General features: G+C 76.7%; 21 protein-coding genes. 7 read left to right on the top strand and 14 right to left on the bottom strand.

Annotated features, from left to right (window positions below):
* Positions 1 to 34 precede the first annotated feature (34 nt).
* Entirely contained in the window at positions 35 to 1,057 is a 1,023-nt protein-coding gene (locus tag LPA54_RS05095; protein ID WP_228974184.1) for a WD40 repeat domain-containing protein, read from the top strand.
* Here the strand turns inward: LPA54_RS05095 and LPA54_RS05090 are convergent.
* From LPA54_RS05090 to LPA54_RS05080, 3 genes are all read right to left on the bottom strand, one after another.
* Positions 1,039 to 1,533 (bottom strand): DUF3224 domain-containing protein, encoded by a 495-nt coding sequence (locus tag LPA54_RS05090; RefSeq protein WP_306806455.1) that lies wholly within the window; start codon positions 1,531 to 1,533, stop codon positions 1,039 to 1,041. The two genes, LPA54_RS05095 and LPA54_RS05090, sit on opposite strands and share 19 nt — an antisense overlap.
* Before the next feature lie 128 nt (positions 1,534 to 1,661).
* Positions 1,662 to 2,567 (bottom strand): hypothetical protein, encoded by a 906-nt coding sequence (locus LPA54_RS05085; protein ID WP_228974182.1) that lies wholly within the window; start codon positions 2,565 to 2,567, stop codon positions 1,662 to 1,664.
* Between the two features lie 132 nt (positions 2,568 to 2,699).
* Positions 2,700 to 3,473, bottom strand: a complete 774-nt coding sequence (locus LPA54_RS05080; RefSeq protein WP_228974180.1) for a TetR/AcrR family transcriptional regulator — start codon at positions 3,471 to 3,473, stop codon at positions 2,700 to 2,702.
* A 102-nt stretch (positions 3,474 to 3,575) separates the two neighbouring features.
* On the opposite strand from LPA54_RS05080, the gene LPA54_RS05075 reads away from it, so the two are divergent.
* A complete protein-coding gene (locus tag LPA54_RS05075) occupies positions 3,576 to 4,682 on the top strand; it encodes an ATP-binding cassette domain-containing protein (RefSeq protein WP_228974178.1) in 1,107 nt (368 codons plus the stop codon).
* Entirely contained in the window at positions 4,679 to 5,518 is an 840-nt protein-coding gene (locus tag LPA54_RS05070; protein WP_228974175.1) for an ABC transporter permease, read from the top strand. The genes LPA54_RS05075 and LPA54_RS05070 overlap by 4 nt, the downstream gene beginning before the upstream one ends.
* Positions 5,519 to 5,756: 238 nt before the next feature.
* Here LPA54_RS05070 and LPA54_RS05065 read toward each other — a convergent pair whose 3' ends face one another.
* Together LPA54_RS05065 and serC are read right to left on the bottom strand one after the other, a co-directional pair.
* Positions 5,757 to 6,449 (bottom strand): DUF4360 domain-containing protein, encoded by a 693-nt coding sequence (locus tag LPA54_RS05065; RefSeq protein ID WP_228974174.1) that lies wholly within the window; start codon positions 6,447 to 6,449, stop codon positions 5,757 to 5,759.
* Between the two features lie 268 nt (positions 6,450 to 6,717).
* The gene (gene serC / locus LPA54_RS05060) at positions 6,718 to 7,836 is read right to left on the bottom strand and encodes a phosphoserine transaminase (RefSeq protein WP_228974172.1); all 1,119 of its coding nucleotides are present in this window, start codon (positions 7,834 to 7,836) and stop codon (positions 6,718 to 6,720) included.
* A 190-nt stretch (positions 7,837 to 8,026) separates the two neighbouring features.
* On the opposite strand from serC, the gene LPA54_RS05055 reads away from it, so the two are divergent.
* Both LPA54_RS05055 and LPA54_RS05050 read left to right on the top strand, forming a co-directional pair.
* A complete protein-coding gene (locus LPA54_RS05055; RefSeq protein WP_228974169.1) occupies positions 8,027 to 10,963 on the top strand; it encodes an FAD-binding and (Fe-S)-binding domain-containing protein in 2,937 nt (978 codons plus the stop codon).
* 131 nt (positions 10,964 to 11,094) lie between these two features.
* A complete protein-coding gene (locus LPA54_RS05050) occupies positions 11,095 to 12,078 on the top strand; it encodes a DMT family transporter (protein WP_228974167.1) in 984 nt (327 codons plus the stop codon).
* Between the two features lie 61 nt (positions 12,079 to 12,139).
* Here the strand turns inward: LPA54_RS05050 and LPA54_RS05045 are convergent, their stop codons facing one another.
* From LPA54_RS05045 to LPA54_RS05010, 8 genes are all read right to left on the bottom strand, one after another.
* Positions 12,140 to 12,715 carry a TetR/AcrR family transcriptional regulator gene (locus LPA54_RS05045; RefSeq protein WP_228974165.1) on the bottom strand — a complete coding sequence of 192 codons (576 nt, stop codon included), beginning with the start codon at positions 12,713 to 12,715 and terminating at the stop codon, positions 12,140 to 12,142.
* The gene (locus tag LPA54_RS05040; RefSeq protein WP_228974163.1) at positions 12,703 to 13,437 is read right to left on the bottom strand and encodes an enoyl-CoA hydratase family protein; all 735 of its coding nucleotides are present in this window, start codon (positions 13,435 to 13,437) and stop codon (positions 12,703 to 12,705) included. Before LPA54_RS05040 ends, LPA54_RS05045 begins: the two co-directional genes overlap by 13 nt.
* 53 nt (positions 13,438 to 13,490) lie before the next feature.
* Positions 13,491 to 14,642, bottom strand: a complete 1,152-nt coding sequence (locus LPA54_RS05035) for an acyl-CoA dehydrogenase family protein (protein WP_228974162.1) — start codon at positions 14,640 to 14,642, stop codon at positions 13,491 to 13,493.
* A gap of 50 nt (positions 14,643 to 14,692) precedes the next feature.
* Complete coding sequence (locus LPA54_RS05030; RefSeq protein WP_228974160.1) at positions 14,693 to 16,714, bottom strand: biotin carboxylase N-terminal domain-containing protein; 2,022 nt, start codon at positions 16,712 to 16,714, stop codon at positions 14,693 to 14,695.
* Positions 16,715 to 16,720: 6 nt separating this feature from the next.
* The gene (locus tag LPA54_RS05025) at positions 16,721 to 18,319 is read right to left on the bottom strand and encodes a carboxyl transferase domain-containing protein (protein WP_228974159.1); all 1,599 of its coding nucleotides are present in this window, start codon (positions 18,317 to 18,319) and stop codon (positions 16,721 to 16,723) included.
* Between the two features lie 91 nt (positions 18,320 to 18,410).
* Positions 18,411 to 20,135 carry an acyclic terpene utilization AtuA family protein gene (locus tag LPA54_RS05020; RefSeq protein ID WP_228974158.1) on the bottom strand — a complete coding sequence of 575 codons (1,725 nt, stop codon included), beginning with the start codon at positions 20,133 to 20,135 and terminating at the stop codon, positions 18,411 to 18,413.
* The gene (locus LPA54_RS05015) at positions 20,132 to 20,965 is read right to left on the bottom strand and encodes a TIGR03084 family metal-binding protein (protein WP_228974156.1); all 834 of its coding nucleotides are present in this window, start codon (positions 20,963 to 20,965) and stop codon (positions 20,132 to 20,134) included. The genes LPA54_RS05020 and LPA54_RS05015 overlap by 4 nt, the downstream gene beginning before the upstream one ends.
* A gap of 228 nt (positions 20,966 to 21,193) precedes the next feature.
* Complete coding sequence (locus LPA54_RS05010; RefSeq protein WP_228974155.1) at positions 21,194 to 22,294, bottom strand: citrate synthase 2; 1,101 nt, start codon at positions 22,292 to 22,294, stop codon at positions 21,194 to 21,196.
* A gap of 245 nt (positions 22,295 to 22,539) precedes the next feature.
* Here LPA54_RS05010 and pdxH point away from each other — a divergent pair, with 245 nt between their 5' ends.
* Both pdxH and LPA54_RS05000 read left to right on the top strand, forming a co-directional pair.
* On the top strand, positions 22,540 to 23,229 hold the full coding sequence (gene pdxH, locus LPA54_RS05005; RefSeq protein ID WP_228974153.1) for a pyridoxamine 5'-phosphate oxidase: 690 nt from the start codon (positions 22,540 to 22,542) through the stop codon (positions 23,227 to 23,229).
* 353 nt (positions 23,230 to 23,582) lie between these two features.
* Positions 23,583 to 24,971, top strand: a complete 1,389-nt coding sequence (locus LPA54_RS05000; RefSeq protein WP_228974150.1) for a PAS domain-containing protein — start codon at positions 23,583 to 23,585, stop codon at positions 24,969 to 24,971.
* A gap of 44 nt (positions 24,972 to 25,015) precedes the next feature.
* Here LPA54_RS05000 and LPA54_RS04995 read toward each other — a convergent pair whose 3' ends face one another.
* Positions 25,016 to 25,771: an SIS domain-containing protein gene (locus LPA54_RS04995; RefSeq protein ID WP_228974148.1), complete on the bottom strand. Its 756-nt coding sequence runs from the start codon at positions 25,769 to 25,771 to the stop codon at positions 25,016 to 25,018.
* Positions 25,772 to 25,860 lie beyond the last annotated feature (89 nt).

Below are 25,860 nucleotides of genomic sequence, written 5' to 3'. Positions count from 1 at the left end.
GGAGGAACGCCACGTGAGCGTGGACACTGGGGCCATGGCTCTTCTCCGTGCGCTGTGTACGACCCTGGGCGGCGCCGCCCTCGCCCTCACCGCGCCGCTGCTCGCCGCCGGGCCCGCCCTCGCGGACGACGGCGGCGACGGCTTCACCCTCACGGACCCGCGCATCACCGAGTCCAGCGGACTCGCCGCCAGCCGCGCCCACCCCGGCGTCCACTGGACGCACAACGACCAGGACGAGCCGCGGCTCTTCGCCGTCGACGGGCGCACCGGGAAGACCGTCGCGACGGTCACGCTGCGCGGCGTGGGCAAGCCCCGCGACATGGAGGCCGTGTCCGTCGGCCCCGACGGGTACGTGTACGTCGGCGACATCGGCGACAACCTCGGCGGCTCGTGGAGCCACGTGTGGATCTACCGCTTCCGCGAGCCGGAGCGGCTGCGCGACACGACGGTCACGGCGACCCAGTACACGGTGACGTACGAGGACGGGCCGCGCGACGCGGAGGCGCTGATGGTGCACCCGAAGACGGGCCGCGTGTACATCGCGTCGAAGCACGAGGACGGGGGCGGCCTGTACGAAGGGCCGCGGGAGCTGTCGGCGAAGGGCGCCAACGTCTTCCGGCGGATCGGCGAGGTGCCGTGGGTGACCGACGGGGCGTTCTCCCCGGACGGCACCCGGCTGGTGCTGCGCAGTTACTTCAGCGCCCGCGGCTACGCGTGGCGCGACGGGCGGCTCGGCGCGGACGAGCGGGTGCGGGCGCCGATCCAGGGCCAGTCGGAGTCGGTGACGTACACGCTGGACGGGTCGGCGCTGCTGTTCGGCTCGGAGGGCGCGGGCAGCCGGGTCGTGCGGGTGCCGGTGGAGGGGACGGGGGCGGCGCCCGCGCAGGGCCCGACGCCGCGGCCCTCGGGGTCCGCCGCCTCGCCGTCGGGCGCGGACGGCGCGGACGGCGAGGGCGGCGGGTCGGGGCTGGCGCTGGGCGCGGTCGTGCTCGGCGCGGCGCTGCTGCTGAGCCTGCGGCGGCTGCGGGGCCGGGGCGGTCAGCCGCCCAGCGCGTAGTCGAAGCGGACGCGGTGCGTGCCGTCCTCGTCGACGGCCAGGGCGCCGCTGCCGGTGATGCCGGCGAGTTCGCCGGTGCCGCTGCCGGGGACGATGGCGAAGTACTCGCCGAGCCGGGCCGAACCGGCGGTCGTGGAGGCGGCGTGGACGAAGTTGAAGGTGCCGGCGCGACCCGCGAGGGTGCCCTCGAAGGACTCCATCGCCAGGTACGTGCCGGTGTCGGTGCCATGGTCGTACGCGGAGGTGAAGAGCGTCGCGGACCGGCCGCTGACCTCGCCCTCGTAGCGCTTCTCCATGGTGGCGACGGAGACCGGCAGGGCCGTCTCCACGGCGGGGTCCGGGGTGAGGGAGGTCGGCTCGAACGCGGCGACGGTGAACGTGCCCGAGGCGCGCGACGGGCTCTCGGGGGTCTCGGGGCTCTGCGCGCTCCCGAGGGGTTCGGGGCTTTCGGCTTCCGGCGGGCTCATCGGGTCCATCGCGCGAGTGTACGGGCGGGGTGTGACAGCGGGGCCGGTCGCCGAGTGGGTCGGTCGGCGGCCGGCCCCCCCGCGGGCTCGGGCGGGTCCGGGGTGGTCCGGTGGGCCGTCCGGGGCCCGGGGGTGGGTCAGCGGCAGCTGACCGTGGGGCCGTTGAGCATGGCGCCGGAGACCTGCTGGCCCTTCGGCGTCCAGTAGCCGAGCTTGGACACCACCGTCGAGCAGGTCCCGGACGGCACGGTGACGCGGACCGTCACGGCGGCCGGGCGCCCCACCGCGAGGTCGGTGAAGGTGCAGTCCACGGCGTGCGGGCTGCGCCGGGTGGCGGGGGCGCCGCTGGTGAGCGGGTTGACGCAGCGGGCGTCCGGCGAGGTGACCGAGACGCCGCTGCCGGGCTCACCGATGATGCCGAGGCGGGCGCTGCCGTCCCCTTCGGTGGCGAGCTGCGTGACCTTGTACGTGAGGGTGGTGGTCGTACCGGGGCGCAGCGTGGCCGAGGGCGTCACCTCGATGCGGTGCGTGGGGGCGGGCAGCGCCGAGGCGAGGGCGAAGGTGCCGCCGACGGTGCCGGTGAGCGGCGTGGCCGGGGAGGCGCCCCGGTGGGCGCCGCCGATGCTGACGGTGGCGGTGACCGCGTACGTGCCGGGCCCGGCGTACTCCGCGCGGGCGCCGAGCGTGCCGGAGGTCTCGTCGGCGTCGCCGCGCCGGGCCGTCCACGTGCCGGAGGTGGTGCAGGCGCAGTCGGCCGAGGCGGAGACGGTCATGGACGCGCCGGTGACCGTGACGCACAGGCCGACGGCCGGGCCCGCCGGGCGCTGCGAGCCCTGGAGGCGCAGCGGTGCGGCGGGGACGCAGTGGGTGGCGGCGGCGGGTGCGGGCGCGGCGGCCCGTGCCGGGGACGCGGGCGCCGCCGCGGTCGTGGACGCGGGGGGCGCCGCGGTGGCGGTCGTGGCGGAGGCGGGGGCGGCGGCGCCCGCGAGGAGGATGAGGGCGGCCGCCGTGAGGGCGGTCGACGAGGGGGGTCCGAGACGCACTGCGTGCCTCCTGCTTTCTGCGGCTGCTTCCCCACCGATGCTGCGCGAGGCGCCCGCGCGCCGCGCGCCGACTGGGCCATCGGCGCGCGCCGAGTGGGCCATCGGGATGCCGCCCGCCCGGCGGACGCCGCGTCAGGAGGCGTCGGCCGCCCGGCGGGCGACGACCGCCTCGAAGCCCTCCAGGAGGCACCGCAGGCCGAACGCGAAGTGGTCGAACTCCGCCGAGAAGGTGTCGTCCGACAACTGCGCCATCAGCGGGAACCGCCCGCTCTCCATGGCGCGCGCCAGGATGGGCTCCTGGCTCTTCCAGAACTCCTCGTCGCTGACCCCGGTCTCCTTCGCCGCCTCCACGGCCTCGATCTCCATCCGGGCGATGCCGCCGACGAAGCTCTGCACCGCGATGATGACCGAGAGGGTCTCGGGGTCGCTCAGCCCCATCCCGCGCAGCCCGCCCAGCGCCGACTCCAGCCCGCGCAGCGTGCTCGGGCCGAGGACGCTGCGGCTCTGGTTGACCTTCAGCAGCCAGGGGTGGCGCCGGTAGAGGTCGAGGTAGCCGCGGGCCAGGGTCTCGACGGCGGCGCGCCAGTCGGCCTGCTCGGTGACGACCGTGTCCGGCGGGAGGCCCTGCACCCGGTCGAGCATCAGGTCGAGCAGCTCGGCCTTGCCCGGCACGTACCGGTAGAGGGACATGGTGCCGACGCCCAGCTCGGTGGAGAGCCGGCGCATGGACACCGCGCCGAGCCCCTCGGCGTCGGCGAGCCCGACGGCGGCGGTGACGATCCGCTCCAGGGTCAGACCGCGCCGGGGGCCCCGGGTCGAGGGCGCCTCCGTGCCCCAGAGCAGTTCCAGGCTGCGGACGATGTCGCCGCTGCCGCTGGTCGTGGTGTCGCCGCCCTTGCTGGTCATGGCGCCAGCGTACGGCCGGGAAAACCCCGCGCACCAGAACTGGGTACGGTGTACGCTTCGGCGAGTACGGTGTACTCAGTTTCTGGACACGGAGGCGACCGCATGGACACCACCCACGCGATCCGGGCCGAGGGCCTGCGGAAGAGGTACGGCGACAAGGACGCCCTGGACGGGTTCGACCTGCTGGTGCGGCCCGGCACGGTGCACGGCCTCCTGGGCCCCAACGGCGCCGGCAAGACCACCGCCGTCCGGGTCCTCGCGACCCTGCGGCGGTTCGACGCCGGGCGCGCCGAGGTCGCCGGCGTGGACGTGGCCCGCCACCCCCACCGGGTGCGCGGCCTGATCGGGCTCACCGGCCAGTACGCGGCCGTCGACGAGGTGCTGACCGGGCGCCAGAACCTGGAGATGTTCGGGCGCCTGTTCCATCTCGGCGGGCGCCGCGCCCGGCTGCGCGCCGACGAGCTGCTGGAGCGGTTCGACCTGGTGGAGGCGGCGGACAAGGGCGTCGAGACGTACAGCGGCGGCATGCGGCGCCGGCTGGATCTGGCGGCCTCGATGGTCCTCGCCCCGCGGGTCCTCTTCCTCGACGAGCCGACCACCGGCCTCGACCCGCGCGGCCGCGGCGAGGTGTGGGACGCCGTGCGGGACCTCGTGGCGGGCGGCACGACCGTGCTGCTCACCACCCAGTACCTGGACGAGGCCGACCGGCTCGCCTCCCGCGTCACGGTCATCGACCGCGGTCGCGCCATCGCCGACGACACGCCGCAGGCGCTGAAGGACCGGGTGGGCGGCGACGTGATCGAGGTCGTCGCCGCCGATCCGGCCGACCTGCCGCGCGTCAGCGCCGTGGTGGCCCGCGTCGGCGAGGGCGAGGTGCGCGTGGACGAGGCCGAACGGCGCGTCCACGCCCGGGTGCGCGACCGCGTGGAGGCCCTCACCGAGGCCGCGAGGTCCCTGCGGGACGAGGCCGTGCGCGTGGAGGACATCGGACTGCGCAGGCCGACGCTGGACGACGTGTTCCTCCGCCTCACCGGACGCGCCGCCCGCGAGGCGGCGGCGGGGGACGGTGCGGCGGGGGGCCGTGCGGCGGGGGGCGGGCCGCCGGGGGACGGCGGGCGGTCCGGTGGCGGTCCGGCTGGTGGCGGTGCGGACGCCGGTACGGGCCTCGGGGCCGCGCGCCCGGCTCCGCGGGAAGGGGCGGCGGCGTGAGCACCACGACCCTGACTCCCCCCGCCGGACGGGGACGCGCGTACTGGGCGGTCGTCGACTCCTGGAACATCGTCCGCCGCAGCCTCACCCACTACCGGCGCAAACCCGTCTACATCGCCTGGCAGCTTGGCTTCCCCATCGTCTCCGTCCTCCTCTACGGCTATGTGTTCGGCGGCGCGATGAAGCCGCCCGGCGGGGACGGCGGCACGGCCGGCGACTACCGGAACTACCTGATGCCGGGCATGTTCGTGACCACCATGGCCTTCGGCTTCATGAACACCGCCACGACGGTCGTCACCGACGCCTCCAAGGGCGTCACCGACCGCTTCCGGTCCATGCCCATGGCCCCGTCCGCGGTGGTGACGGGCCGCGGCGTGACCGACCTGCTGATCGCCTGCGCCGAGCTGGCCATCCTGGCCGCCACCGCGCTGGCGATGGGCTGGCGGGCGGACGGCGGGGTCGCGGCGACGGCGGGCGGCTTCGGCCTCCTGCTGCTGCTGCGCTTCGCGCTGATCTGGGTCGGCGTCTGGCTCGGATTGCTGCTGCCGAACCCCGAGGCGGCCGGGTCGCTCTTCGCGGTCGCGTTCCCGCTGACGATGATCTCCAGCATCTTCGTCCCGACGTCGACCATGCCCGGCTGGCTGGGGACCGTCGCCGCCTGGAACCCGCTGTCGTCGACGGCGTCCGCCGCGCGCGGCCTGTTCGGCAACGAGGTCGCGTCCGACGGGAGTTGGATCCAGGAGCACGCGCTGCTGATGGCCGTGGTGTGGCCGCTCGCCATCACGGCGGTCTGCCTGCCGCTGGCGGTACGCCGGTTCCGCGGCCTGAGCCGCTGAGGCGACGGGCCGGGGCGGGGGTGGTGGGCCCGCGGAGGGGGCGCGGACCCACCGGTCACGGGAGCGGCGGCCGGCCGGGTGACCGGCGGCCACCGCCCACGGCCCGGCGACCACCGGTCACCCGGCGGCCGCCGGCCCGTACGGCGCCGGCCCGCACGGCCGCCGCCTGCCGGCCGCCGGCCCGCCGGGCGCCCCGGCGGGGCCGGCGGCGGTGCGCCGTGGCGGCGCCGCGCCGGTCTCAGCCCCGGCGGTCCGGGCACTCCTTCCAGGCGAGGCGGTAGACGGTCCTGATGTCGCCGTCGGTGGAGTCCATGGCGATGAAGCTGTTCGTCTTCGCGGTGTCCGAGGTGCCGGCGTTGACCCGCAGCTCGGTGTTGATGTTGAAGTTCCGCTTCACTCCGCACGGCGCCCACACCAGCTGGCCCCAGTCGGTCTGGTCGGTGGCCTGCCAGTTGTTGTCGTACGGCCCGTTGAACGGGTGCTGGCGCGCCGCGGTGTCGGGCGAGCCCTGGAAGTAGTACGACGCCTTCTGGATCGCGGACGCGCCGCGCTCCAGGTGGGCGTAGCCGCGGTAGTCGGCGCTGGCGACGGCGTACGTGAAGCCGTGCGGGACGTGGACGACCAGGTTGAGCTGGCAGTTCTTGCGGAAGTCGGTGGGCTTGGAGCCGACGCCGACCTGCGCGAGGTACTGGCTGTAGGTGACGGTGAAGGCGGTGTTGTCGGGGGCGACGGCGACGGCGGCCGTACCCGCGGGGCAGCCCGAACCGTTGACCGTCGCGATCTCGATGACGATCTTGTCGGGCGGGGCGACGATGCCGCCGGCGGCGGCCGTGGACGTACCGGGGGCCAGCAGCGTGGACCCGGCGAGCGCGACGGTGGCACCGCCGGTCACCAGCGCCCTGGCTGCTCTTCTGGAGGGCTTCGCGGACATGGTTCTCCGATCGGTCGCCGGCCGACGGGGGGGGGCGACCGAGAGCAGGGTCATGAACATGTCAAACGTTCAAACGGTTCGGGCCGCTGTGCCCCGCTCCGTCCGGACGTGCGCTACGGATGGTAGGGACGCGCGACGCTCCCGCACAGGTCGGTAATCGGCCGGGAACGCGCAGGGGCCCGGTGCCGCGCGGACGACGCGCGGCACCGGGCCCCTGGGACGGACGTGACCGGCCCCGGAAGCCCTGGCGGGCCCCGGGGCGGGAAGGTCAGAGCTTGTCGATGACGTGGTCGATGCAGGCCGTCAGGGCCTCGACGTCGGCCGGGTCGACCGCCGGGAACATCGCGATGCGCAGCTGGTTGCGACCCAGCTTGCGGTAGGGCTCGGTGTCCACGATGCCGTTGGCCCGCAGGACCTTCGCGACGGCGGCGGCGTCGACCTCGTCGGAGAAGTCGATGGTGCCGATGACCTGCGAGCGCTTGGCCGGGTCGGTGACGAACGGCGTGGCGTGCTTGGACTCCTCGGCCCAGCCGTACAGGGTGCGCGCGGACGTGGCGGTGCGGCGCACGGCCCAGTCCAGGCCGCCCTGGCCGTTGATCCACTTCAGCTGCTCGTTCAGCAGGAAGAGGGTGGAGAGCGCCGGGGTGTTGTACGTCTGGTTCTTCAGCGAGTTGTCGATGGCGGTCGGCAGCGAGAAGAACTCCGGCACGTGCCGGCCCGAGGCGTGCACGCGGGCGGCGCGCTCCAGCGCGGCCGGGGAGAACACGGCGATCCACAGGCCGCCGTCGGCGGCGAAGGACTTCTGCGGCGCGAAGTAGTAGACGTCGCTCTGGGCGATGTCGACCGGCAGGCCGCCCGCGCCGGACGTGGCGTCGACCAGGACCAGCGCGCCCTCGTCGGCGCCGGCGACGCGCTCGATCGGCGCCGCGACACCGGTGGAGGTCTCGTTGTGGGTGAGGGCGTACACGTCGACGCCCGCCTCCGCGTGCGGCTCCGGGTGCGTGCCGGGCTCGGAGGAGACGACGGTCGGCTCGGCCAGCCACGGGGCGAGCTTCGCCGCCTTCGCGAACTTGGAGGAGAACTCGCCGAAGGACAGGTGCTGCGACTTCGACTCGATCAGGCCGTGGGTGGCGATGTCCCAGAACGCGGTCGAGCCGCCGTTGCCCAGGACCACCTCGTACCCCTCGGGCAGCGCGAACAGGTCGCGCACGCCCGCGCGGACCTCGCCCACGAGGTTCTTCACGGGGGCCTGGCGGTGGGAGGTGCCCAGGAGGGACGTGCCGGTCGCGGCGAGGGCGTCCAGCGCCTCCGTCCGCACCTTGGAGGGGCCCGCGCCGAAACGGCCGTCGGCGGGCTTGATGTCAGCGGGAATCCGGATCTCAGCCACGGAACGGAGCCTAGTGGGTCACCCGGCGCCCCGACGCCCCTGTCCGTCGGATGAGACACGAAGAGGAGGCGGGGCGGGCGGCGGGGCGGGACCCGGGCGGGGACCCGGGTGGGAGCCGGGTGGGGCGCGGACGGGACACGGAGGGGGCGCGAGCGTGAGCGACCGGGCGGACGCGCGGCATGCTGGGGGCATGGGCGATCACGCACACCTGGAGCGGGCGCTGCGCGCCGCCGTCCGCGGGGACGTGGACTTCCGGCCGGGCGCCCGCGCCCTGGTCACCATGGACGCCTCCAACTACCGGCGCGTCCCCCTCGGCGTCGTCGCGCCGTACGACGCGGACGACGTGGCCGCCGCCCTGGAGGTGTGCCGGGCGCACGGCGCGCCCGTGGTGCCGCGCGGCGCCGGGACGTCCATCGCGGGGCAGGCCACGGGGACCGGCGTCGTCCTTGACTTCACCCGCCACATGCGCGCCGTCCTCTCCGTCGACCCGGAGGCCCGCACGGCGACCGTCCAGCCCGGCGCGGTCCTCGACCGGCTGCGCGGCGCGGCCGCCCCGTACGGGCTGACCTTCGGGCCCGACCCCTCCACGCACAGCCGCTGCACCCTCGGCGGCATGATCGGCAACAACGCGTGCGGCGCCCACTCCGTCGCCTGGGGCACCACCGCCGACAACGTCGTCGAGCTGGCCGTGCGCACCTACGGCGGCGCCGCGCTGCGCCTCGGGCCCGACGGCCGCGGCGCCCCCGACGGCACCGCCGACCTGGTCCGCCGCCACCTCGCCCTGATCCGCACCGGCTTCCCGCCCGGCCTGCCGCGCCGCATCTCCGGCTACGCCCTCGACGCGCTGCTGCCCGAGCGCGGCACGCACGTCGCCCGCGCCTTCTGCGGCGGCGAGGGGACCCTCGGCGTGCTCACCGAGGCGGTCGTCCGGCTGGTCGAGTCGCCGCCCGCCCGGGCCCTCGCCGTCCTCGGGTACGCCGACGAGGGCGCCGCCGCCGAGGCCGCGCCCGGCCTGCTGCCGCTGGCCCCGCTCACCGTCGAGGGCATGGCGCACGACCTCGTGCGCGACCCGGCCGCCCGCGCCCGCCTCCCCCGGGGCGCCGCCTGGCTCTTCGTCGAGACCGGCGGGGCCACCCCCGCCGAGGCCGCCGCCCGCGCGGCCGCCCTGCTGCGCGCCGCCGACGCCCTCGACGGCACCGTCGTCACCGACCCGGCCGGGCAGCGCGCCCTGTGGCGGGTCCGCGAGGCCGCCGCCGGCACCGCGACCCGCACGCCCGACGGCGCCGAGGCGTGGCCCGGCTGGGAGGACTGCGCCGTACCGCCCGCCCGCCTCGGCGCGTACCTGCGGGACTTCCGCGCCCTCCTCGCCGCGCACGGGCTGCGCGGCACGCCCTACGGGCACTTCGGCGACGGCTGCGTCCACGTCCGCATCGACTTCCGGCTCGCCGAACCGGAGGGCGTGCGGCGCTACCGCCGGTTCTCCGAGGACCTCGCCGACCTCGTCGTCGCCCACGGCGGCTCGCTCTCCGGCGAGCACGGGGACGGGCAGGCCCGCGCCGAGCTGCTGCCGCGGATGTACGGCGACGAACTGGTCGCCCTCTTCGGCCGGTTCAAGGACCTGTGGGACCCGGACGGCGGGATGAACCCCGGCACCCTCGCCCGCCCCGCCCGCCTCGACGAGAACCTCCGCTTCGACGTCCTGCCGCGCACCCCCGTCGACGTCGCCTTCGGCTACCCCGACGACGGCGGCGACTTCCGGACGGCCGTGCGCCGCTGCGTGGGCGTCGCCGCCTGCCGCACCGAGGAGCCGGCCGCCGGCCCGTCGGTGATGTGCCCGTCGTTCCGCGCCACCGGCGAGGAGCGGCACTCCACGCGCGGCCGGGCCCGGCTCCTGCACGAGATGCTCGCGGGGGAGGTCGTCACCGGCGGCTGGCGCTCGACCGAGGTGCGCGACGCCCTCGACCTGTGCCTGTCCTGCAAGGGCTGCCGCAGCGACTGCCCCGTCGGCGTCGACATGGCCACGTACAAGGCGGAGTTCCTGCACCACCACTACGCCGGGCGGCCGCGGCCCGCCGCCCACTACGCGATGGGCTCCCTGCCCGCCCTGCTGCGCCCGGCCGCGCCCCTCGCGCCGCTGGTCAACGCCGCCGCCCGGGTGCGCCCCCTCGCGGCGGTCGCCAGACGGCTCGGCGGGATCGCGCCGCAGCGGCCCCTGCCCGAGCTGGCCCGCCGGACCTTCCGCGCCTGGGCCGCCCGCCGCACGCCGCCGCCCGACCTCCCGCCGGGGCCGCCGCGGGCGTACGTGTGGCCCGACACCTTCACCGACCACTTCACGCCCTCCGCCGGCCGCGCCGCCGTCACCGTCCTGGAGGCGGCCGGCGTGCGCGTGGCGCTGCCCCCGGGCCGCGTCTGCTGCGGCCTCACGTACGTGTCGACGGGCCGCCTCGACCGGGCCCGCGCGGTCATGCGCCGCACCCTGGACACCGTGGAGCCGATCCTCGGCACGGCTCCCCTGGTGGTGCTGGAGCCCAGCTGCGCGGCGGCGCTCCGCACGGACCTGCCGGAGCTGCTGCCGGGCGACCCGCGGGCGCGGACCCTCGCCTCGTCGGTCCGCACCTTCGCCCAGGCACTGGAGGACACCGCCCCCGACTGGGCCCCGCCCCGCGTGGACCGGCCCGTCGCCGGGCAGACCCACTGCCACCAGCACGCCGTCCTCGGCGACGCCGCCGAGCGCCGGCTGCGCGAGCGCGCCGGGCTCACCGGCGAGCTGAGCGGCGGCTGCTGCGGCCTGGCCGGGAACTTCGGCTTCGAACGCGGCCACTACGAGGTGTCCGTCGCCTGCGCCGAGGAGCGGCTGCTGCCCGCGGTGCGCGCGGCTGGCCCGGACACCGAGCTCCTCGCGGACGGCTTCTCCTGCCGCACCCAGCTGCACCAGCTGGCGGGCCGGCGCGCCCGGCACCTCGCGGAGGTCCTGGCGGAGGCGCTCGACGGCCCCGCGGGGACGGGCGGCGGCGGCCCTGCGGGGACGGGCGGCGGCGGCCCTGCGGGGACGGGCGGGGGCGGCCCGTCGCAGACAGGTGGGGGAGGCCGCCCCGGCGGGTCGGGAGACGGCCGTCCCGGCAGGTGAGAAAAGGGCACCCTGCCATGGCCGTCCACCTGTTTCACTGCTTACCGTGGACGGGACGGCCAAGCAGTGGAACGGGTCCCTCCGAAGCCCCGGGCACCACGAACGAGGAAGAAGAGGAAGACGAGACACCGGTGAACGACGCCCGTACCGCGCACACCCCGGCGGCCCCCGCGCACACCCCCTCGCCGCTCCCCGCGGACGCCCCGGCCGCGGCCCCCGCCGCCGAGGCCCCGGGGCCGGCCCTCCCGGGGGCCGCCGCCCCGCAGGGCAGGGGCGCGCTCGGACCGGTCGCCCTGGTGGTGGCCGGGGCCCTGTCGGTGCAGTTCGGCGCCGCGCTCGCCGTGCTGCTGATGCCCCGTGCCGGCGCGCTCGGCGTGGTCACGCTACGGCTGGCCCTCGCCGCGCTGGTCCTGCTGGCGGTGTGCCGCCCCCGGCTGCGCGGCCACAGCCGGTCGGACTGGGGGACCGTCGTCGCGTTCGGCGTCGCGATGGCCGGCATGAACATCTGCTTCTACCAGGCCGTCGACCGCATCCCGCTCGGCGCGGCCGTCACCCTGGAGGTGCTGGGCCCGCTGGCCCTGTCCGTCGTGGCGTCCCGGCGCGCGGTCAGCTTCCTGTGGGCGGGCCTCGCCCTGGCGGGCGTCGTGCTGCTCAGCGGCGGCGGCTTCGACCGGCTGGACCCGGTCGGCGCGGGCTTCGCCCTCGCGGCGGGCGCCCTGTGGGCCGCGTACATCGTCTTCAGCGCCCGTACCGGCCGGCGCTTCCCGCAGGCCGACGGGCTCGCGCTCGCCATGGTCGTCGGCGCGCTGGTGAGCCTGCCGCTCGGCCTCGCGGAGGCGGGCACCGCCCTGGCCGTGCCGTCGACGCTCGCGCTGGGCCTGGCGGTGGCGCTGATGTCGTCCGTCCTGCCGTACACCCTGGAGCTCGCCGCCCTGCGCCGGCTGCCGGCGCCGACCTTCGCGGTGCTGATGAGCCTGGAACCGGCCGTCGCCGCCCTGGCCGGCTTCCTCGTGCTGCACCAGGCCCTGTCCGTCACCGACGCCCTCGCGATCAGCCTGGTCGTCGCGGCGAGCATCGGCGCCGTACGCGCCCGCACCGGCCGCCGCGCGCCGTAGGGGCTGCTCCGATCGCTTGCCCATCCGGCCTGACCGGCGGGCCCCCGGAGCGCCTCGCCGGTCAGCCCAGGGCGTCGTCCAGCAGGCGGGCCCACTGGGCCACCACCCGCGCCCGGCGGGCCGAGTCGTCCGTGAGGAGGGTCGCCAGCCCCAGCCCCCGCGCCATGTCCAGCAGCCCCTGGACGGTCTCCCGCACGCCCGGCCGCGACTCGTCCGCGCCCAGCAGCTCGACCGCCATGCGGTGCGTCTCCCGGCCGACCCGGGCCTCCAGCTCGGTGACCCGGGGGCGCAGCTGGTCCTCGTCCGACGCGGCCACCCACAGGTGCAGGGCCGCCCGGAACAGCGGCCCCGTGTACAGGGCGACCAGCGCCTCGACCACCTCGGCGCGACTCCTGCCGGTGAGCCCCCGCAGTGCCTGCGACCGCTCCTCGGCGACGAACTCCACGGCCGCCGTGAACAGGTCCTCGCGGGTGGGGAAGTGGTGCTGCGCGGCGCCCCGCGACACCCCCGCCCGCTCGGCGACCACGGAGACCGTGGAGCCCGCCCAGCCGCGTTCGGCCAGGCACGCCACGGCGGCTTCGAGCAGCCGCTGCCGGGTGACGCGGCTGCGGTCCTGCTTCGGCGTCACATCGCCCATGCGGGGTCCCGTCGTTCCAGGAAGGCCGTCATTCCCTCACGCGCCTCCGCCGAGGCGAAGAGCTGCGCCGAGCGCTGCACGAGGTCCTCCGCGTCGCGCTCGAAGGTCTCCAGCACCCTAGCCGTCACCAGCCGCTTCGACTCCGCCAGACCCTGCGGCGAGCCCTTGCGCAGCGCGTCCAGGAGCGGGCCGAGGGCCGCGTCGACGTCCGGGGCCGCCGTCGTCACCAGGCCCACCCGCGCCGCCTCGGCCGCGTCGAAGGGCTCCCCCGTCAGGTAGTAGCGGGCCGCCGCCCGCTGGTCGAGGCGGGGGAGCAGGGTGAGGGAGACCAGGGCCGGGGCGACGCCGATCCTGACCTCCGTCAGGGCGAAGTCGGAGTCCTCCGACGCCACCACCAGGTCGGCCGCCGCGACCAGCCCGAGCCCGCCCGCCCGCACCCGCCCCGCGACCCGCGCCACCACCGGCTTCGGCAGCTCCACGATCCGGCGCAGCAGCGCCACGAAGGCGTACGGGCTCGGCGGCGCCTTCAGGTCGGCGCCCGCGCTGAACGTGGTGCCGGTGTGCGTGAGCACCACCGCCCGGACGGCCGGGTCCCGCGCGCAGTCGGCCAGCGCGTCCGCCAGTTCGGCGACCAGCCGGGCGGAGAGGGCGTTGCGGGTGTCCGGCGCGTCCAGCGTGAGCGTGGCGACGGCACGGTCGTGGGCGGTGGTGACCAGGGGCATGGCTCTCGCCTCCGATGGCGTGGTCGGTACGAGCGTGGTCGGTACGGGCGTGGTCAGTACGACTTGGGGAGTCCCAGGGACTGGTGCGAGACGTAGTTCAGGATCATTTCCCGGCTCACCGGTGCTATGCGGGCCACGCGGGAGGCGGTGACGAGCCTGCCGAGTCCGTACTCGCGGGTGAGGCCGTTGCCGCCGAGGGTGTGCACGGCCCGGTCGACGGCCTGTACGCACGCCTCGGCCGCCGCGTACTTCGCCATGTTCGCCGCCTCGCCGGCGCCCGCGTCGTCGCCCGCGTCGCAGAGCGCGGCCGCCCGCCGCGTCATCAGGCGGGCCAGCTCCAGTTCGATGTGGGACTGGGCGAGCGGGTGCGCGATCGCCTGGTGGGAGCCGATGGGGGCCTTCCACACCTGCCGCTCCTTCGCGTACGCGACGGCCCGCGCGAGCGCGAAGCGGCCCATGCCCAGCGCGAACGCCGCCGTCATCACCCGCTCGGGGTTGAGCCCGGCGAACAGTTGGAGCAGCCCCGCGTCCTCGTCGCCGACGAGGGCGTCGGCGGGCAGCCGCACGTCGTCGAGGACCAGCTCGAACTGCTTCTCCCGGGCCCGCAGCTCCATGTCGATGGCGGTGCGGCGGAAGCCGGGCGCGTCGCGCGGGACGACGAACAGGCACGGCTTCAGCGCGCCCGTCCGGGCGTCCGCCGTACGGCCGACGATCATCGTCTCGTCCGCCAGGTCGACTCCGGAGACGAAGACCTTGCGGCCGGACAGCACCCATCCGCCGGCGGCGCGGCGGGCGGTGGTGGTGATGCGGTGGGAGTTGGAGCCCGCGTCGGGCTCGGTGATCCCGAAGGCCATGATCCGGCTGCCGTCGGCCAGTCCGGGCAGCCACCGCCGCCGCTGCTCGTCGCTGCCGAACCGGGCGATGACCGTGCCGCAGATGGCCGGCGAGACGATCATCAGCAGGAGCGGGCAACCGGCCGCGCCCAACTCCTCCAGCACGATGGTGAGTTCCGTGATGCCGCCACCCCCGCCGCCGTACTGCTCGGGCAGGTTCACGCCCAGGTAGCCGAGCTTGCCGGCCTCCGTCCACAGCACCTCGGGGTGCTCCTCGTGGGTGTCGGCGTGGCGGCGGCCGAGGGCGGCGACGGCGGTGCGCAGCGCCTGCTGCTCGGGGGTCTCGAAGGGGGTGCCGGTGACTGCGGTCATGCCTGTTCCTCCTGTGCGGACTGGACGGGCGGGACGTGCGCGGCGGCCGGTCACTCCCCGGGCGGGCCGGCGGGGCGCGGGGCCGGGTCGGCCTGCCCCGGCGGGTCGGGGGTGACGACCGCGAGCAGGGCGCCGACCTGGACCTGGCGGCCCGGCTCGGCGTGCAGGGCGGTGAGGACGCCGGAGGCCGGGGCGGTCACCCGGTGCTCCATCTTCATCGCCTCCAGCCACAGCAGCGGCTGTCCCGCCTCGACGCGGGCGCCCTCCGCCACCCCGTCGGCGACGCGCACGACGGTGCCGGGCATGGGCGCCGGCAGCGAGCCGGGCGCGGTGCGCTCGGCCGGGTCGGGGAAGCGCGGGCGGGGCGTGAACCGGTGGCAGCCCGTCGGCGCGTCGACGTGGACGGTCCCCGTGCCGCCGCCCGGGCCGGGGTAGGCGGTGACGGCGTACGGGCGGACGACCCCGGCCACGTCGAGGCGCACCAGATCGGGCGCGGCCGACACGACCCGCACGCCGGGGTGGTCCGGCAGGGCGTGGCCGTCGCGGGTCCGGTGGTACCGCACCACGTACGTGCCGGAGTCGCCGCCGGAACCACCGGTACTGCCGCCGGGGCCCTCCGTGCCGTCGCCGGGGCCGCCGGGGCGCTCCGGACCACCCGGGCCGGTGTACGCGCGGGTGCGGGGCGCCGAGGGGAGGTTGCGCCACGCGCCGGGGCCCGGCCGGGACGCCGCCTCGGCGAGCGCCGCGGCGACCGCCGCGTGTCCGGCGCCCGGCGCGGGGGCGGTCAGCTCGGTCAGGTGCCGGTCGTAGAAGCCGGTGTCGACCCGGCCGGGCTCGACGAACTCCGGATGCCGCAGGGTCCGTACCAGCAGCTCCCGGTTGGTGACCGGGCCGTGCACGCGGGCCCGCTCCAGCGCGCCGGCCAGGGCGCGGACGGCCTCCCGCCGGGTCGGGGCGTGGGCGACGGCCTTGGCGAGCAGCGCGTCGTAGTGGACGCCGACCTCGTCACCCGCCGCGTACCCGGTGTCGAGGCGTACGCCCGGCACGTCGAGCGCGTGCAGGGTGCCGGTCTGCGGGGCGAAGCCGCGCGCCGGGTCCTCGGCGTACAGCCGCGCCTCGACGGCGTGGCCGCGCGGGGCGGGCGGCTCGGGCGGCAGGGCGGCGCCCTCGGCGACGCGCAGTTGCAGGGCGACCAGGTCGACGCCGTACACGGCCTCCGTGACCGGGTGCTCGACCTGGAGGCGGGTGTTCATCTCCAGGAAGTGCGCGGTGCCGTCCGCCGCGACCAGGAACTCCACGGTGCCCGCGCCGGTGTAGCCGATGGCGCGGGCGGCGCGCACCGCGGTCGCGCACAGCCCGTCGGCGAGGGCGGGCGGCAGGCCGGGGGCGGGCGCCTCCTCGACGACCTTCTGGTGGCGGCGCTGGAGGGAGCAGTCGCGGGTGCCGAGCGCCCACACGGTGCCGTGCGCGTCGGCGAGGACCTGCACCTCGACGTGGCGGCCGCCCGTGACGTACGGCTCGGCGAACACCTCGTCGTCGCCGAAGGCCGACAGGGCCTCGGCGCGGGCGGCGGCGACCTCGCCGGGCAGCGCGGCCAGGTCCCGGACGACGCGCATGCCGCGCCCGCCGCCGCCCGCCGCAGCCTTGACCAGGACGGGCAGGTCGGCCGCGGTGAGCGCCGCCGGGTCGAGCGGGGCCGCGCCCATGAGGCGCTTCGCGCGGGTCTTGGACGCCATCGCCTCGATCGCGGCGGGCGGCGGCCCCACCCAGGTCAGCCCGGCCGCCTCGACGGCCCGCGCGAAGCCGGCGTTCTCGGAGAGGAAGCCGTACCCGGGGTGCACCGCGTCGGCTCCCGCCGCCAGGGCGGCGGCCACGATCAGGTCGCCGCGCAGGTACGTGTCGGCGGGCGCGGCGCCCGGCAGCCGCACCGCGGCGTCCGCCCGCCGCACGTGCAGCGCCCCGGCGTCCGGGTCGGAGTGCACGGCGACGGTCGCCACGCCCAGGTCGCGGCAGGTGCGCAGGACGCGGCAGGCGATCTCACCGCGGTTGGCGACGAGCAGGGTCTCGATCACGGGGCCTCACATCCTGAAGACGCCGAAGCCGCCGCGCGCGCCCTCGACCGGTGCGGTGTGGATCGCCGACAGGCACAGCCCGAGGACGGTACGGGTGTCGCGCGGGTCGATGACCCCGTCGTCGTACAGCCGCCCGGACAGGAACATCGGCAGGGACTCGGACTCGATCTGCTGCTCCACCACCGCCCGCAGCGCGGCGTCGCCCTCCTCGTCGTAGGGCTGCCCCTTCGCGCGGGCGGAGGCGCGGGCCACGATCGACAGGACCCCGGCGAGCTGCTGGGGGCCCATGACGGCGGACTTGGCGCTGGGCCAGGCGAAGAGGAACCGCGGGTCGTAGGCGCGGCCGCACATGCCGTAGTGCCCGGCCCCGTACGAGGCGCCCAGCAGCACCGACAGGTGCGGGACGCGGCTGTTGGAGACGGCGTTGATCATCATGGCGCCGTGCTTGATGATGCCGCCCTGCTCGTACTCCCGGCCCACCATGTAGCCGGTGGTGTTGTGGAGGAAGAGCAGCGGGACGTCCCGCTGGTTGGCGAGCTGGATGAACTGGGCGGCCTTCTGCGCCTCCTCGCTGAACAGCACGCCCCGCGCGTTGGCGAGGACGCCCACCGGGTAGCCGTGCAGGGTCGCCCAGCCGGTGGTGAGGCTCGTGCCGTACAGCGGTTTGAAGGCGTCGAAGTCCGAGCCGTCCACGAGCCGGGCGAGGACCTCCAACGGGTCGAACGGGGTGCGCAGGTCGCCGGGGACGATCCCCAGCAGCTCCTCCGGGTCGTACTTCGGCGGTGCGGCCGGGCCCGGGGCGGGGTGCGCCTTGCGGTGGTTGAGGCGGGCGACGATCCGGCGCGCCTGGCGCAGCGCGTCGTGCTCGTCCAAGGCGTAGTGGTCGGCGAGCCCGGAGGTGCGGGCGTGCATCTCGGCCCCGCCGAGCGACTCGTCGTCGCTCTCCTCACCGGTCGCCATCCGCACCAGTGGCGGGCCGCCGAGGAAGACCTTCGACCGTTCGCGGATCATCACGGTGTGGTCGGACATGCCGGGGACGTAGGCGCCGCCGGCGGTGGAGTTGCCGAAGACGACGGCGACCGTGGGGATCCCGGCGGCGGAGAGGCGGGTGAGGTCGCGGAAGAGGGCGCCGCCCGGGATGAAGATCTCCTTCTGGGAGGGCAGGTCCGCGCCGCCCGACTCGACCAGGGAGATGACGGGCAGGCGGTTGGCGAGGGCGATCTCGTTGGCCCGCAGCGCCTTGCGGAGCGTCCACGGGTTGGACGCGCCGCCGCGCACGGTCGGGTCGTTGGCGGTGACGAGGCACTCGACGCCCGAGACGGTGCCGATGCCGGTGACGAGCGAGGCGCCGACGGGGTGGTCGGAGCCCCACGCGGCGAGCGGGGACAGTTCGAGGAACGGCGTGTCGTCGTCCAGCAGCAGCTCGACGCGTTCGCGGGCGAGGAGCTTGCCGCGGGCGCGGTGCCGGGCGGTGTACTTCTCCCCGCCGCCGGCCAGCGCCTTGGCGTGCTCGGCGTCCAGCTCGGCGAGGCGGGCGAGCATGGCGGCGCGGTTGGCGGCGTGGTCGGTTGAGGAGGGGTCGAGGGCGGAGGCGAGGACGGTCACGGCAGGACCTCCGGGGGTGCGGAGGCGCTCGCGGGAGCGCGCACCGGACGGCCGGGGGCCCCCGGGGCGGCGGGGACGGTCGTGGAAGGGCTCACAGCAGGTCCTCCGGGATGTCGAGGTGGCGGGCGCGCAGCCACTCGCCGAGCGCCTTGGCCTGCGGGTCGAACCGGACCCGCGCGGCGGCGCCCTCCCCGAGGAGGCCGGCGACGGTGAAGTTCAGGGCGCGCAGGTTCGGCAGGACGTGCCGGGTGACGGGCAGGTCCCGGGTCTCCGGCAGCAGCTCCCCCAGGCGGTCGGCGGTCAGGGCGTGGGCCAGCCAGCGCCAGGCGTCCTCGCTCTCCGCCCACACGCCGACGTTGGCGTCGCCGCCCTTGTCGCCGCTGCGGGCCCCGGCGACCAGCCCGAGCGGCGCCCGCCGCACCGGACCGGCCGGCGGGGGCGGCGGGAGGGCGGGTTCCGGTACGGGCGCGAGGGCGCGGACCGCCGCCGGGTGCGGGACGGGGACGCGCCGCCCGTCGGGCAGCACCGCCGTGTGCGCCACGGTCGCGGGGTCGACGTACACCGCCTCGAACACCCCGTAGGGCGCGCCCTTGCCGGGTGGGGCGGTGACGTGGAAGCCGGGGTAGCTGCCGAGGGCGAGCTCGACGGCGGCGCCCGTCACGGCTCGGCCCACCGCCTCGGGGTCGGGGTCGCGCACGACGAGCCGGAGCAGGGCGCTCGCGGTCTCCTCGGTCGGGGCGTCGGGCCGGTCGGTGCGCACCAGCTCCCAGCGCACGTCGGCGGGGCGGCGGGCGGAGCGGCCCAGCGCGTCGTCCACCTGCTCGCGCACGAGCCGCGCCTTGGCGGGCACGTCGAGGCCGGTGAGGACGAAGACGACCTCGTTGCGCCAGCCGCCGAGCCGGGTGATCCCGGCCTTGAGCAGCGGCGGCGGGGCCTCGCCGCGCACCCCGGACACCCGCACCCGGTCGGGCCCCTCCCGGGTGAGGCGCACGGTGTCGAGGCGCGCCGTCGCGTCGGGCCCGGCGTAGCGGGCGCCGGCCGTCTCGTACAGCAGTTGCGCGGTGACGGTGCCGACGGTGACGGCGCCGCCGGTCCCCGGGTGCTTGGTGATCACGGCGGAGCCGTCGGCGCGCAGCTCGGCGAGGGGGAAGCCGGGCCGGCGGGCGTCGTACCCGTCGCGGTGGAAGAACGCGTGGTTGCCGCCGGTGGCCTGGGTGCCGCACTCCAGCACGTGCCCGGCGACGACCGCGCCGGCCAGGGCGTCGTGGGCGTCCGCGCCCCAGCCGAAGTGCCAGGCCGCCGGGCCCGTGACGAGGGCGGCGTCGGTGACGCGGCCGGTGACGACGACGTCGGCGCCCGCGGCGAGGCAGGCCGCGACGCCCGCGCCGCCGAGGTAGGCGTTGGCGGTCAGGGCGCCCTCGGGGAGGGGCAGCCCGTCGCCCTCGACGTGCCCGACGCGGACGGGCAGGCCCAGCCGGTCGGCGAGGGCGCGCAGGGCGTCGGCGAGGGCGGCCGGGTTCAGGCCGCCGGCGTTGGCGACGACGCGGACGCCCCGCTCGTGGGCGGTGCCCAGGCACTCCTCCATCTGCCGCAGGAACGTCCGCGCGTAGCCGAGGGCGGGGTCCTCGAGGAGGTCGCGGCCGAGGATGAGCATGGTCAGCTCGGCGAGGTAGTCGCCGGTGAGCACGTCGAGGGGGCCGCCGGTGAGCATCTCGCGGACCGCGTCGAAGCGGTCGCCGTAGAAACCGGAGGCGTTCCCGATCCGCAGTACCGGCGGTACGGCGGGGCCCGGCGCGCCCGGCGCCGCGGGGGTCACCGGGCCTCCCCGGCGGGTCGCCGCCCGGGGCCGGGCGGGCCCGCGAACGCCTGGGCGAGGTCCAGCCACCGGTCCGCGTCGGGGCCCTCGGCGCGTACGGCGAGGTCGGCGCGGTGGGCCCGCCGGGTGACCAGCAGGCAGAAGTCCAGGGCGGGCCCGGTCACGCGCTGCGGCGCGTCCCGCGGTCCGTACGCCCAGGTCGTCCCCGCGTCGTCCGGCGCGGCCAGTTCCACCCGGAACGGCGCGGCGGGCGGGGGCAGCCCGCGCACGGCGAAGGCGTGGTCGCGGGCGCGCACGCCGATGCGGGCGACGTGGCGCAGCCGGGCGGTGGGCGGGCGTACGGCTCCGAGCGCGTCGGCGACGTCGCGGCCGTGCGCCCAGGTCTCCATGAGGCGGGCGGTGGCCATCGAGGCGACGCTCATGTCCGGCCCGTACCAGGGGACGCGGGTGCCGGGCGGCGCGGCCGCCAGGGCGTGGTGCAGGCGCTCCCGGGCGGCGCGCCAGCGGGCGAGGAGCGCGGCGGGCGGGGCGGCGGCCCCGGCCTCGGCGGCCTCGTCGACGAAGGTGTCGGGGGCGGCCGCCGCCCGCGCGACGTGGCCGGCGAAGGCGCCCGGGTCGGTGGCGGCGAGGAGGGCGGCCTCGTCGGTCCAGGCCAGGTGGGCGACCTGGTGGGCGACGCTCCAGCGGGGCGCGGGCGTGGCCGCGGCCCACCGGGCGGCGTCGAGTCCGGCGACGAGCCGGTCGAGGTCCTCGCCCTCGGCGCGCAGGTCGGCCAGGACGGCGGTGGTCGGGTCGGGCGGCGGGCCCTGCTCGGGATCCGGGTGGGGCACGGTGCGCTCCCTCGGGTCGGGACACGGCGGTGTGTCCGGGGAGCATGACAGCGCCCGCCCGAAGAAACAAGCAAGCGTGCTTGCTTTTAAGGTCGGGGCGTCGACCCGGCGGCGCCCGCCCCGGAGCCGAGCGGCCCCCCCCGGGAACGCCGCGGCCCCGCCGCCCGCGAGGGGCGGCGGGGCCGGAAGGCGGCGGCCGCGGCGCCGGGTCCGGGCGCCGGGCGCGGGCTACTCCACGATGTCCTCGTAGCCGCCGACCTCGCGCGGGTCGCGCGAGCCGGGCCCGACGTACCGGGCCGACGGGCGGACCAGGCGGCCCGTGCGCTTCTGCTCCAGGATGTGCGCCGACCAGCCGGCGGTGCGGGCGCAGGTGAACATCGAGGTGAACATGTGCGCCGGCACCTCGGCGAAGTCCAGCACGATCGCCGCCCAGAACTCGACGTTCGTCGCCAGCACACGGTCCGGACGGCGGTTGTGCAGCTCCTCCAGCGCCGCCTTCTCCAGCGCCTCGGCCACCTCGAAGCGGGGCGCCGCCAGCTCCCGCGCCGTACGCCGCAGCACCCGCGCGCGCGGGTCCTCGGCCCGGTACACGCGGTGGCCGAAGCCCATCAGCCGCTCGCCCTTGTCGAGGGCCCGCTTCACGTACGCGACCGCGTCGCCGGTCCGCTCGATCTCCTCGATCATGCCGAGGACGCGGGAGGGGGCGCCGCCGTGCAGCGGGCCGGACATGGCGCCCACCGCGCCCGACAGCGCCGCGGCGACGTCCGCGCCGGTCGAGGCGATGACGCGGGCGGTGAAGGTGGAGGCGTTCATGCCGTGCTCGGCGGCCGACGTCCAGTACGCGTCGACGGCCTTGACGTGCTTCGGGTCGGGCTCGCCGCGCCAGCGGATCATGAACCGCTCGACCACCGACCGCGCCTTGTCGATCTCGCTCTGCGGCACCATCGGCAGGCCCTGCCCGCGCGCGCTCTGCGCGACGTACGACAGCGCCATGACCGCCGCCCGCGCCAGGTCGTCGCGCGCCTGCTCCTCGTCGATGTCGAGCAGCGGCTTCAGCCCCCACACCGGCGCCAGCATCGCCAGCGCGGACTGCACGTCCACGCGGATGTCGCCCGAGTGCACCGGGATCGGGAACGGCTCGGCCGGCGGCAGGCCGGGGTTGAACGCGCCGTCGACGAGCAGGCCCCACACGTTCCCGAAGGAGACGTGGCCCACGAGGTCCTCGATGTCGACGCCGCGGTACCGGAGGGCGCCGCCCTCCTTGTCCGGTTCGGCGATCTCCGTCTCGAACGCGACGACTCCCTCGAGCCCGGGTACGAAGTCGGACATCTGGCGGCTCCTCGTGGTGACGTGTGTGTGGAAGGAACAGTGACCCAGCCGACGAGTCTGTCGGGTTCCCCCGATGCGGGGAAGCGTGACATCAGGCACACTCCGCCGAACCGGGCACCGGGATTGGGCGGCCGGCGGGCGGGGCAGACTGCGCCGGCAGCCGCGCCCCCACGGCCGCCCGCGCACCCTCCCGCCCGCCTTCCGGGCGCCGGGGCGCTACTCCCGGGACGCCGCCCTGCGGCAGGATGGTCGCCGTGACCGACGCCCTCGACCCCGCCCTGGACCCGGCCCCCGACCCGGCCCCGATGCGCGAGCAGTACCACACCAGCGTCCTCGCGGAGCGGGACCTCGCCGCCCACCCCATGGAACAGTTCGCGTGCTGGTTCACCGACGCGGCCGACAGCGACGGGATCCGCGAGCCGAACGCCATGGTCGTGGCGACCGCCACCCCCGACGGCCGCCCCTCCGCCCGCACGGTGCTGCTCAAGCACTTCGACGAGCGCGGCTTCGTCTTCTACACCAACTACGAGTCGCGCAAGGGCGGCGAGCTGGCCGCCAACCCGCACGTCTCCCTGCTCTTCCCCTGGCACCCCGTCGCCCGCCAGGTCATCGTCACGGGCACCGCCGCCCGCGTGGGCCGCGAGGAGACCGCCGCCTACTTCCGCAGCCGCCCGCACGGCTCCCGGCTCGGCGCCTGGGCCAGCGCCCAGTCCTCGACGATCGCCTCCCGCGACGAACTCCTCGCCCGCTACGAGGAACTGGCGGCCCGCCATCCCGAGGGCACGGAGGTTCCGGTACCGCCGCACTGGGGCGGCTACCTCGTGGCGCCCGAGACGGTGGAGTTCTGGCAGGGCCACGAGAACCGCCTCCACGACCGCCTCCGCTACGTCCGCGCCCCCGCCGGCACCTGGCACGTGGAGCGCCTCGCGCCGTAGGCCGGGGGCCGGGGCCGGGCATGGAGAAGCCCGCGGGCTCTGCTCTCTCCTGCTGGTGAGGAGAGGTCGGCCGGATGTGCCGACGAGCCCGCGGGCCGGTGACTGCTGGGTGTACGGCAGGAGGCCTGCCGCCATGTGACGACAGGCCTCAGCCCGCAGTCACCTCACGCATCCGAAAAGAAACCACTTCCGGATCACCTCCTCTCTCGTGTGCGCACCACCCTAGGAACGCCCCGCGTCCCGCTCAACCGAATTTCGCGAACCCCGTGTGTCGTGGGTCACGTTCGAGTTGAATGGCCGGGCACGTGCGGTTGCACGCGCGGCAACGTCCACGTCTCGCAGGGGGTGCCGGGATGAGTGCGTCCAGGAGCGGTACGGCGCGGGCGGACGGTGATCTGCTCAGCGCGCTGCTGGACGGGATGGACACCGCGCTCTGCGCGTTCGACGCGGACGGCGTGGTCACCCACTGGAACCGCGAGGCCGAGCGGCTCCTCGGCTGGCCGGCGGAGGAGGCGGTCGGGCGCCGCGGCCTGGGCGGCTGGGCCGCGCGGCCCGCCGACGCCGCCGGCATCGAGGCCCGGCTGGCGGGCGCCATGGCCGGCCCCGGCCGCCGGCTCCACGAGTTCCCGCTGCTCCGCAAGGACGGCGGCCGGGTCCTGGTACGGACCCAGGCGGCGGGGGTGCGCGGCGCCGACGGCAGCCCGGCCGGGGTGTACTGCGCCTTCGGCGAGGTCCACGCGCAGCTCGACTTCGAACGCTCCGTCGCGCTCAGCGACGCCCTGTTCGGCGACGCGCCGTGCGCCCTCGTCGTGGTCGACGCCGACCTGCGCCCGGCCGTCGTCAACGGCCCGGCGGCCCGCGCCCTCGGCGCGTCCCGCACCGCCCTGCTGGGCCGCCCGCTCGGGGACGCCGTCGCGCAGGGCGCCGACCAGTTGGAGGCGGCGCTGGAGCACGTCCTGGCGCAGGGCGGCCCCGAGGCCCCCACCGAACTGTGGGCGACGGTCCGCACCCCCGAGGGGGAGCGGCGCCGCTGCTGGCGCAGCGCCTTCCTGCGGCTCGCCTCGCCGCTGGCGCGCGACCCCGCGCCGCTCGGCGTGGCCTGGCTGTTCGAGGACGTCACGGAGGCGCGTCAGGCCGAGCAGGACGCCGACCGGCTGCGGTTCCGGGCGAGCCAGCTGCACCGGGCGGGCGCCGCGGCGGCGGAGTGCGAGGACCCCATGGAGGCCGCCACCGTCTACCTGGACTTCGCGCTCGCCGGGTTCGCCGACGACGCGCTGCTGGACGTCGCCCGGGACGGCGGCGCCCGGCTGGTCCGGGCGGCGGCCACCCCCGCCGAGGCCCCCGGCCCGGTGGCGCGCGTCCCGGGCCCGGGCCTGCCGGTGCCGTACGCCGCCGGGCACCCGGCGCTGCGCGCGCTCGACCGGGCGGCCACCGTACGGGCCAGCACCTGGCCGGCGGGGCCGCCCGGCGCCGCGGGGCCGTCGGGGGCCGCGCGGTCGGCGGGCCAGGGCACCGCGGAGCGGCGCGGCGGGCCGGTGCGGCCGTGGGCGGTGGAGCGCCACTGGCCGCCCGGTACGGCGCACGCGCTCTGCGCGGTGCTGCGCAGCCGGGGCCGGACGCTGGGCGTGGTGACGTTCCTTCGGTCCGGCAGCAGACCGCCCTTCGAGCGGGCGGACGTCAGCTACGCGGAGAGCGTCGCCGTCCGGGTGGCGGCCTCGCTGGACCTGGCCCACCCGGACTGACCGGGCGGGCCGGCCGGCCCCGTCCCGCCCCCGCCGGGGCGCCGCTAGCGGCGGTAGAAGATCCGGTCCGCGTACTCGTCCATCACCCGGGTGTTCCACTCGTGCCCGCCGTCGACGTTGCCCGAGCGCAGCAGCGGCGGCTCGACGCCGCGGCCGACCAGCTCCTGCGCGGCGGCGGCCATCACGGCCTGCATCAGGGCGCTGGTCACGACGGTGGAGGCCGGCCCGAAGGGTGCCGCGACGCCCTCCAGGGCCAGCTCGGCGTCGCCGACGGCGATCTTCGAGTCGAGGACCACGTCGCAGTGGTCCTTGAGGAAGGTGCCCGAGCGGTGCCGGGACGTCGTCTCCTTCGCGTACGCCACGGAGGTGACGCCGACGACCGTCAGGCCCAGCGCGCGGGCGTGCGAGGCCATCTCGACGGGCAGGGCGTTGCGCCCGGACAGGGAGACGACGAACAGCACGTCGCCCGCGCGGGCCGGGGACGCGTCGAGGACCGCGGCGGCCAGCCCGTCCACGCGCTCCAGCGCCGAGCCGAGGGTGGCGGGCGTGACGTCGACGCCGACGGCGCCCGGCACGGCGAGCAGGTTCATCACCGCGAGGCCGCCCGCGCGGTAGACGACGTCCTGCGCGGCGAGCGAGGAGTGCCCGGCCCCGAAGGCGAAGAGGCGGCCCCCCGAGGCGACCGCCCCGGCGACGGCGGCGCCCGCGGCGGCGATGTGACCGGACTCCTCGTCCCTGACCCGCCGCAGCAGCCCGATCGCGGCGTCGAAGAACTGACCGGCCAGTGTGCTGTCGCCCATCGACATGGCCTTCCTCTCGTCGTGTCGCGGATCACGGTGCGGTCTGGACCATTCCCGTGTCAATACGGCGTCGGGCCGCCGCCCCGTCC

The organism is Streptomyces sp. DH12 (genome assembly GCF_020873895.1).
Lineage (GTDB): Bacteria > Actinomycetota > Actinomycetes > Streptomycetales > Streptomycetaceae > Streptomyces.
Note: the sequence above shows the minus strand (reverse complement) of the source record. Positions and strands in the feature narration are given on the sequence as shown.

Excerpts from the sequence above, each read along its gene's own strand:
- LPA54_RS05095 (WP_228974184.1), top strand. The coding sequence starts at position 35 with ATGGCTCTTCTCCGTGCGCTGTGTACGACCCTGGGCGGCGCCGCCCTC.
- LPA54_RS05090 (WP_306806455.1), bottom strand. The coding sequence starts at position 1,533 with ATGGACCCGATGAGCCCGCCGGAAGCCGAAAGCCCCGAACCCCTCGGG.
- LPA54_RS05080 (WP_228974180.1), bottom strand. The coding sequence starts at position 3,473 with ATGACCAGCAAGGGCGGCGACACCACGACCAGCGGCAGCGGCGACATC.
- LPA54_RS05075 (WP_228974178.1), top strand. The coding sequence starts at position 3,576 with ATGGACACCACCCACGCGATCCGGGCCGAGGGCCTGCGGAAGAGGTAC.
- LPA54_RS05065 (WP_228974174.1), bottom strand. The coding sequence starts at position 6,449 with ATGTCCGCGAAGCCCTCCAGAAGAGCAGCCAGGGCGCTGGTGACCGGC.
- LPA54_RS05055 (WP_228974169.1), top strand. The coding sequence starts at position 8,027 with ATGGGCGATCACGCACACCTGGAGCGGGCGCTGCGCGCCGCCGTCCGC.
- LPA54_RS05045 (WP_228974165.1), bottom strand. The coding sequence starts at position 12,715 with ATGGGCGATGTGACGCCGAAGCAGGACCGCAGCCGCGTCACCCGGCAG.
- LPA54_RS05040 (WP_228974163.1), bottom strand. The coding sequence starts at position 13,437 with ATGCCCCTGGTCACCACCGCCCACGACCGTGCCGTCGCCACGCTCACG.
- LPA54_RS05035 (WP_228974162.1), bottom strand. The coding sequence starts at position 14,642 with ATGACCGCAGTCACCGGCACCCCCTTCGAGACCCCCGAGCAGCAGGCG.
- LPA54_RS05010 (WP_228974155.1), bottom strand. The coding sequence starts at position 22,294 with ATGTCCGACTTCGTACCCGGGCTCGAGGGAGTCGTCGCGTTCGAGACG.
- pdxH (WP_228974153.1), top strand. The coding sequence starts at position 22,540 with ATGGTCGCCGTGACCGACGCCCTCGACCCCGCCCTGGACCCGGCCCCC.
- LPA54_RS05000 (WP_228974150.1), top strand. The coding sequence starts at position 23,583 with ATGAGTGCGTCCAGGAGCGGTACGGCGCGGGCGGACGGTGATCTGCTC.
- LPA54_RS04995 (WP_228974148.1), bottom strand. The coding sequence starts at position 25,771 with ATGGGCGACAGCACACTGGCCGGTCAGTTCTTCGACGCCGCGATCGGG.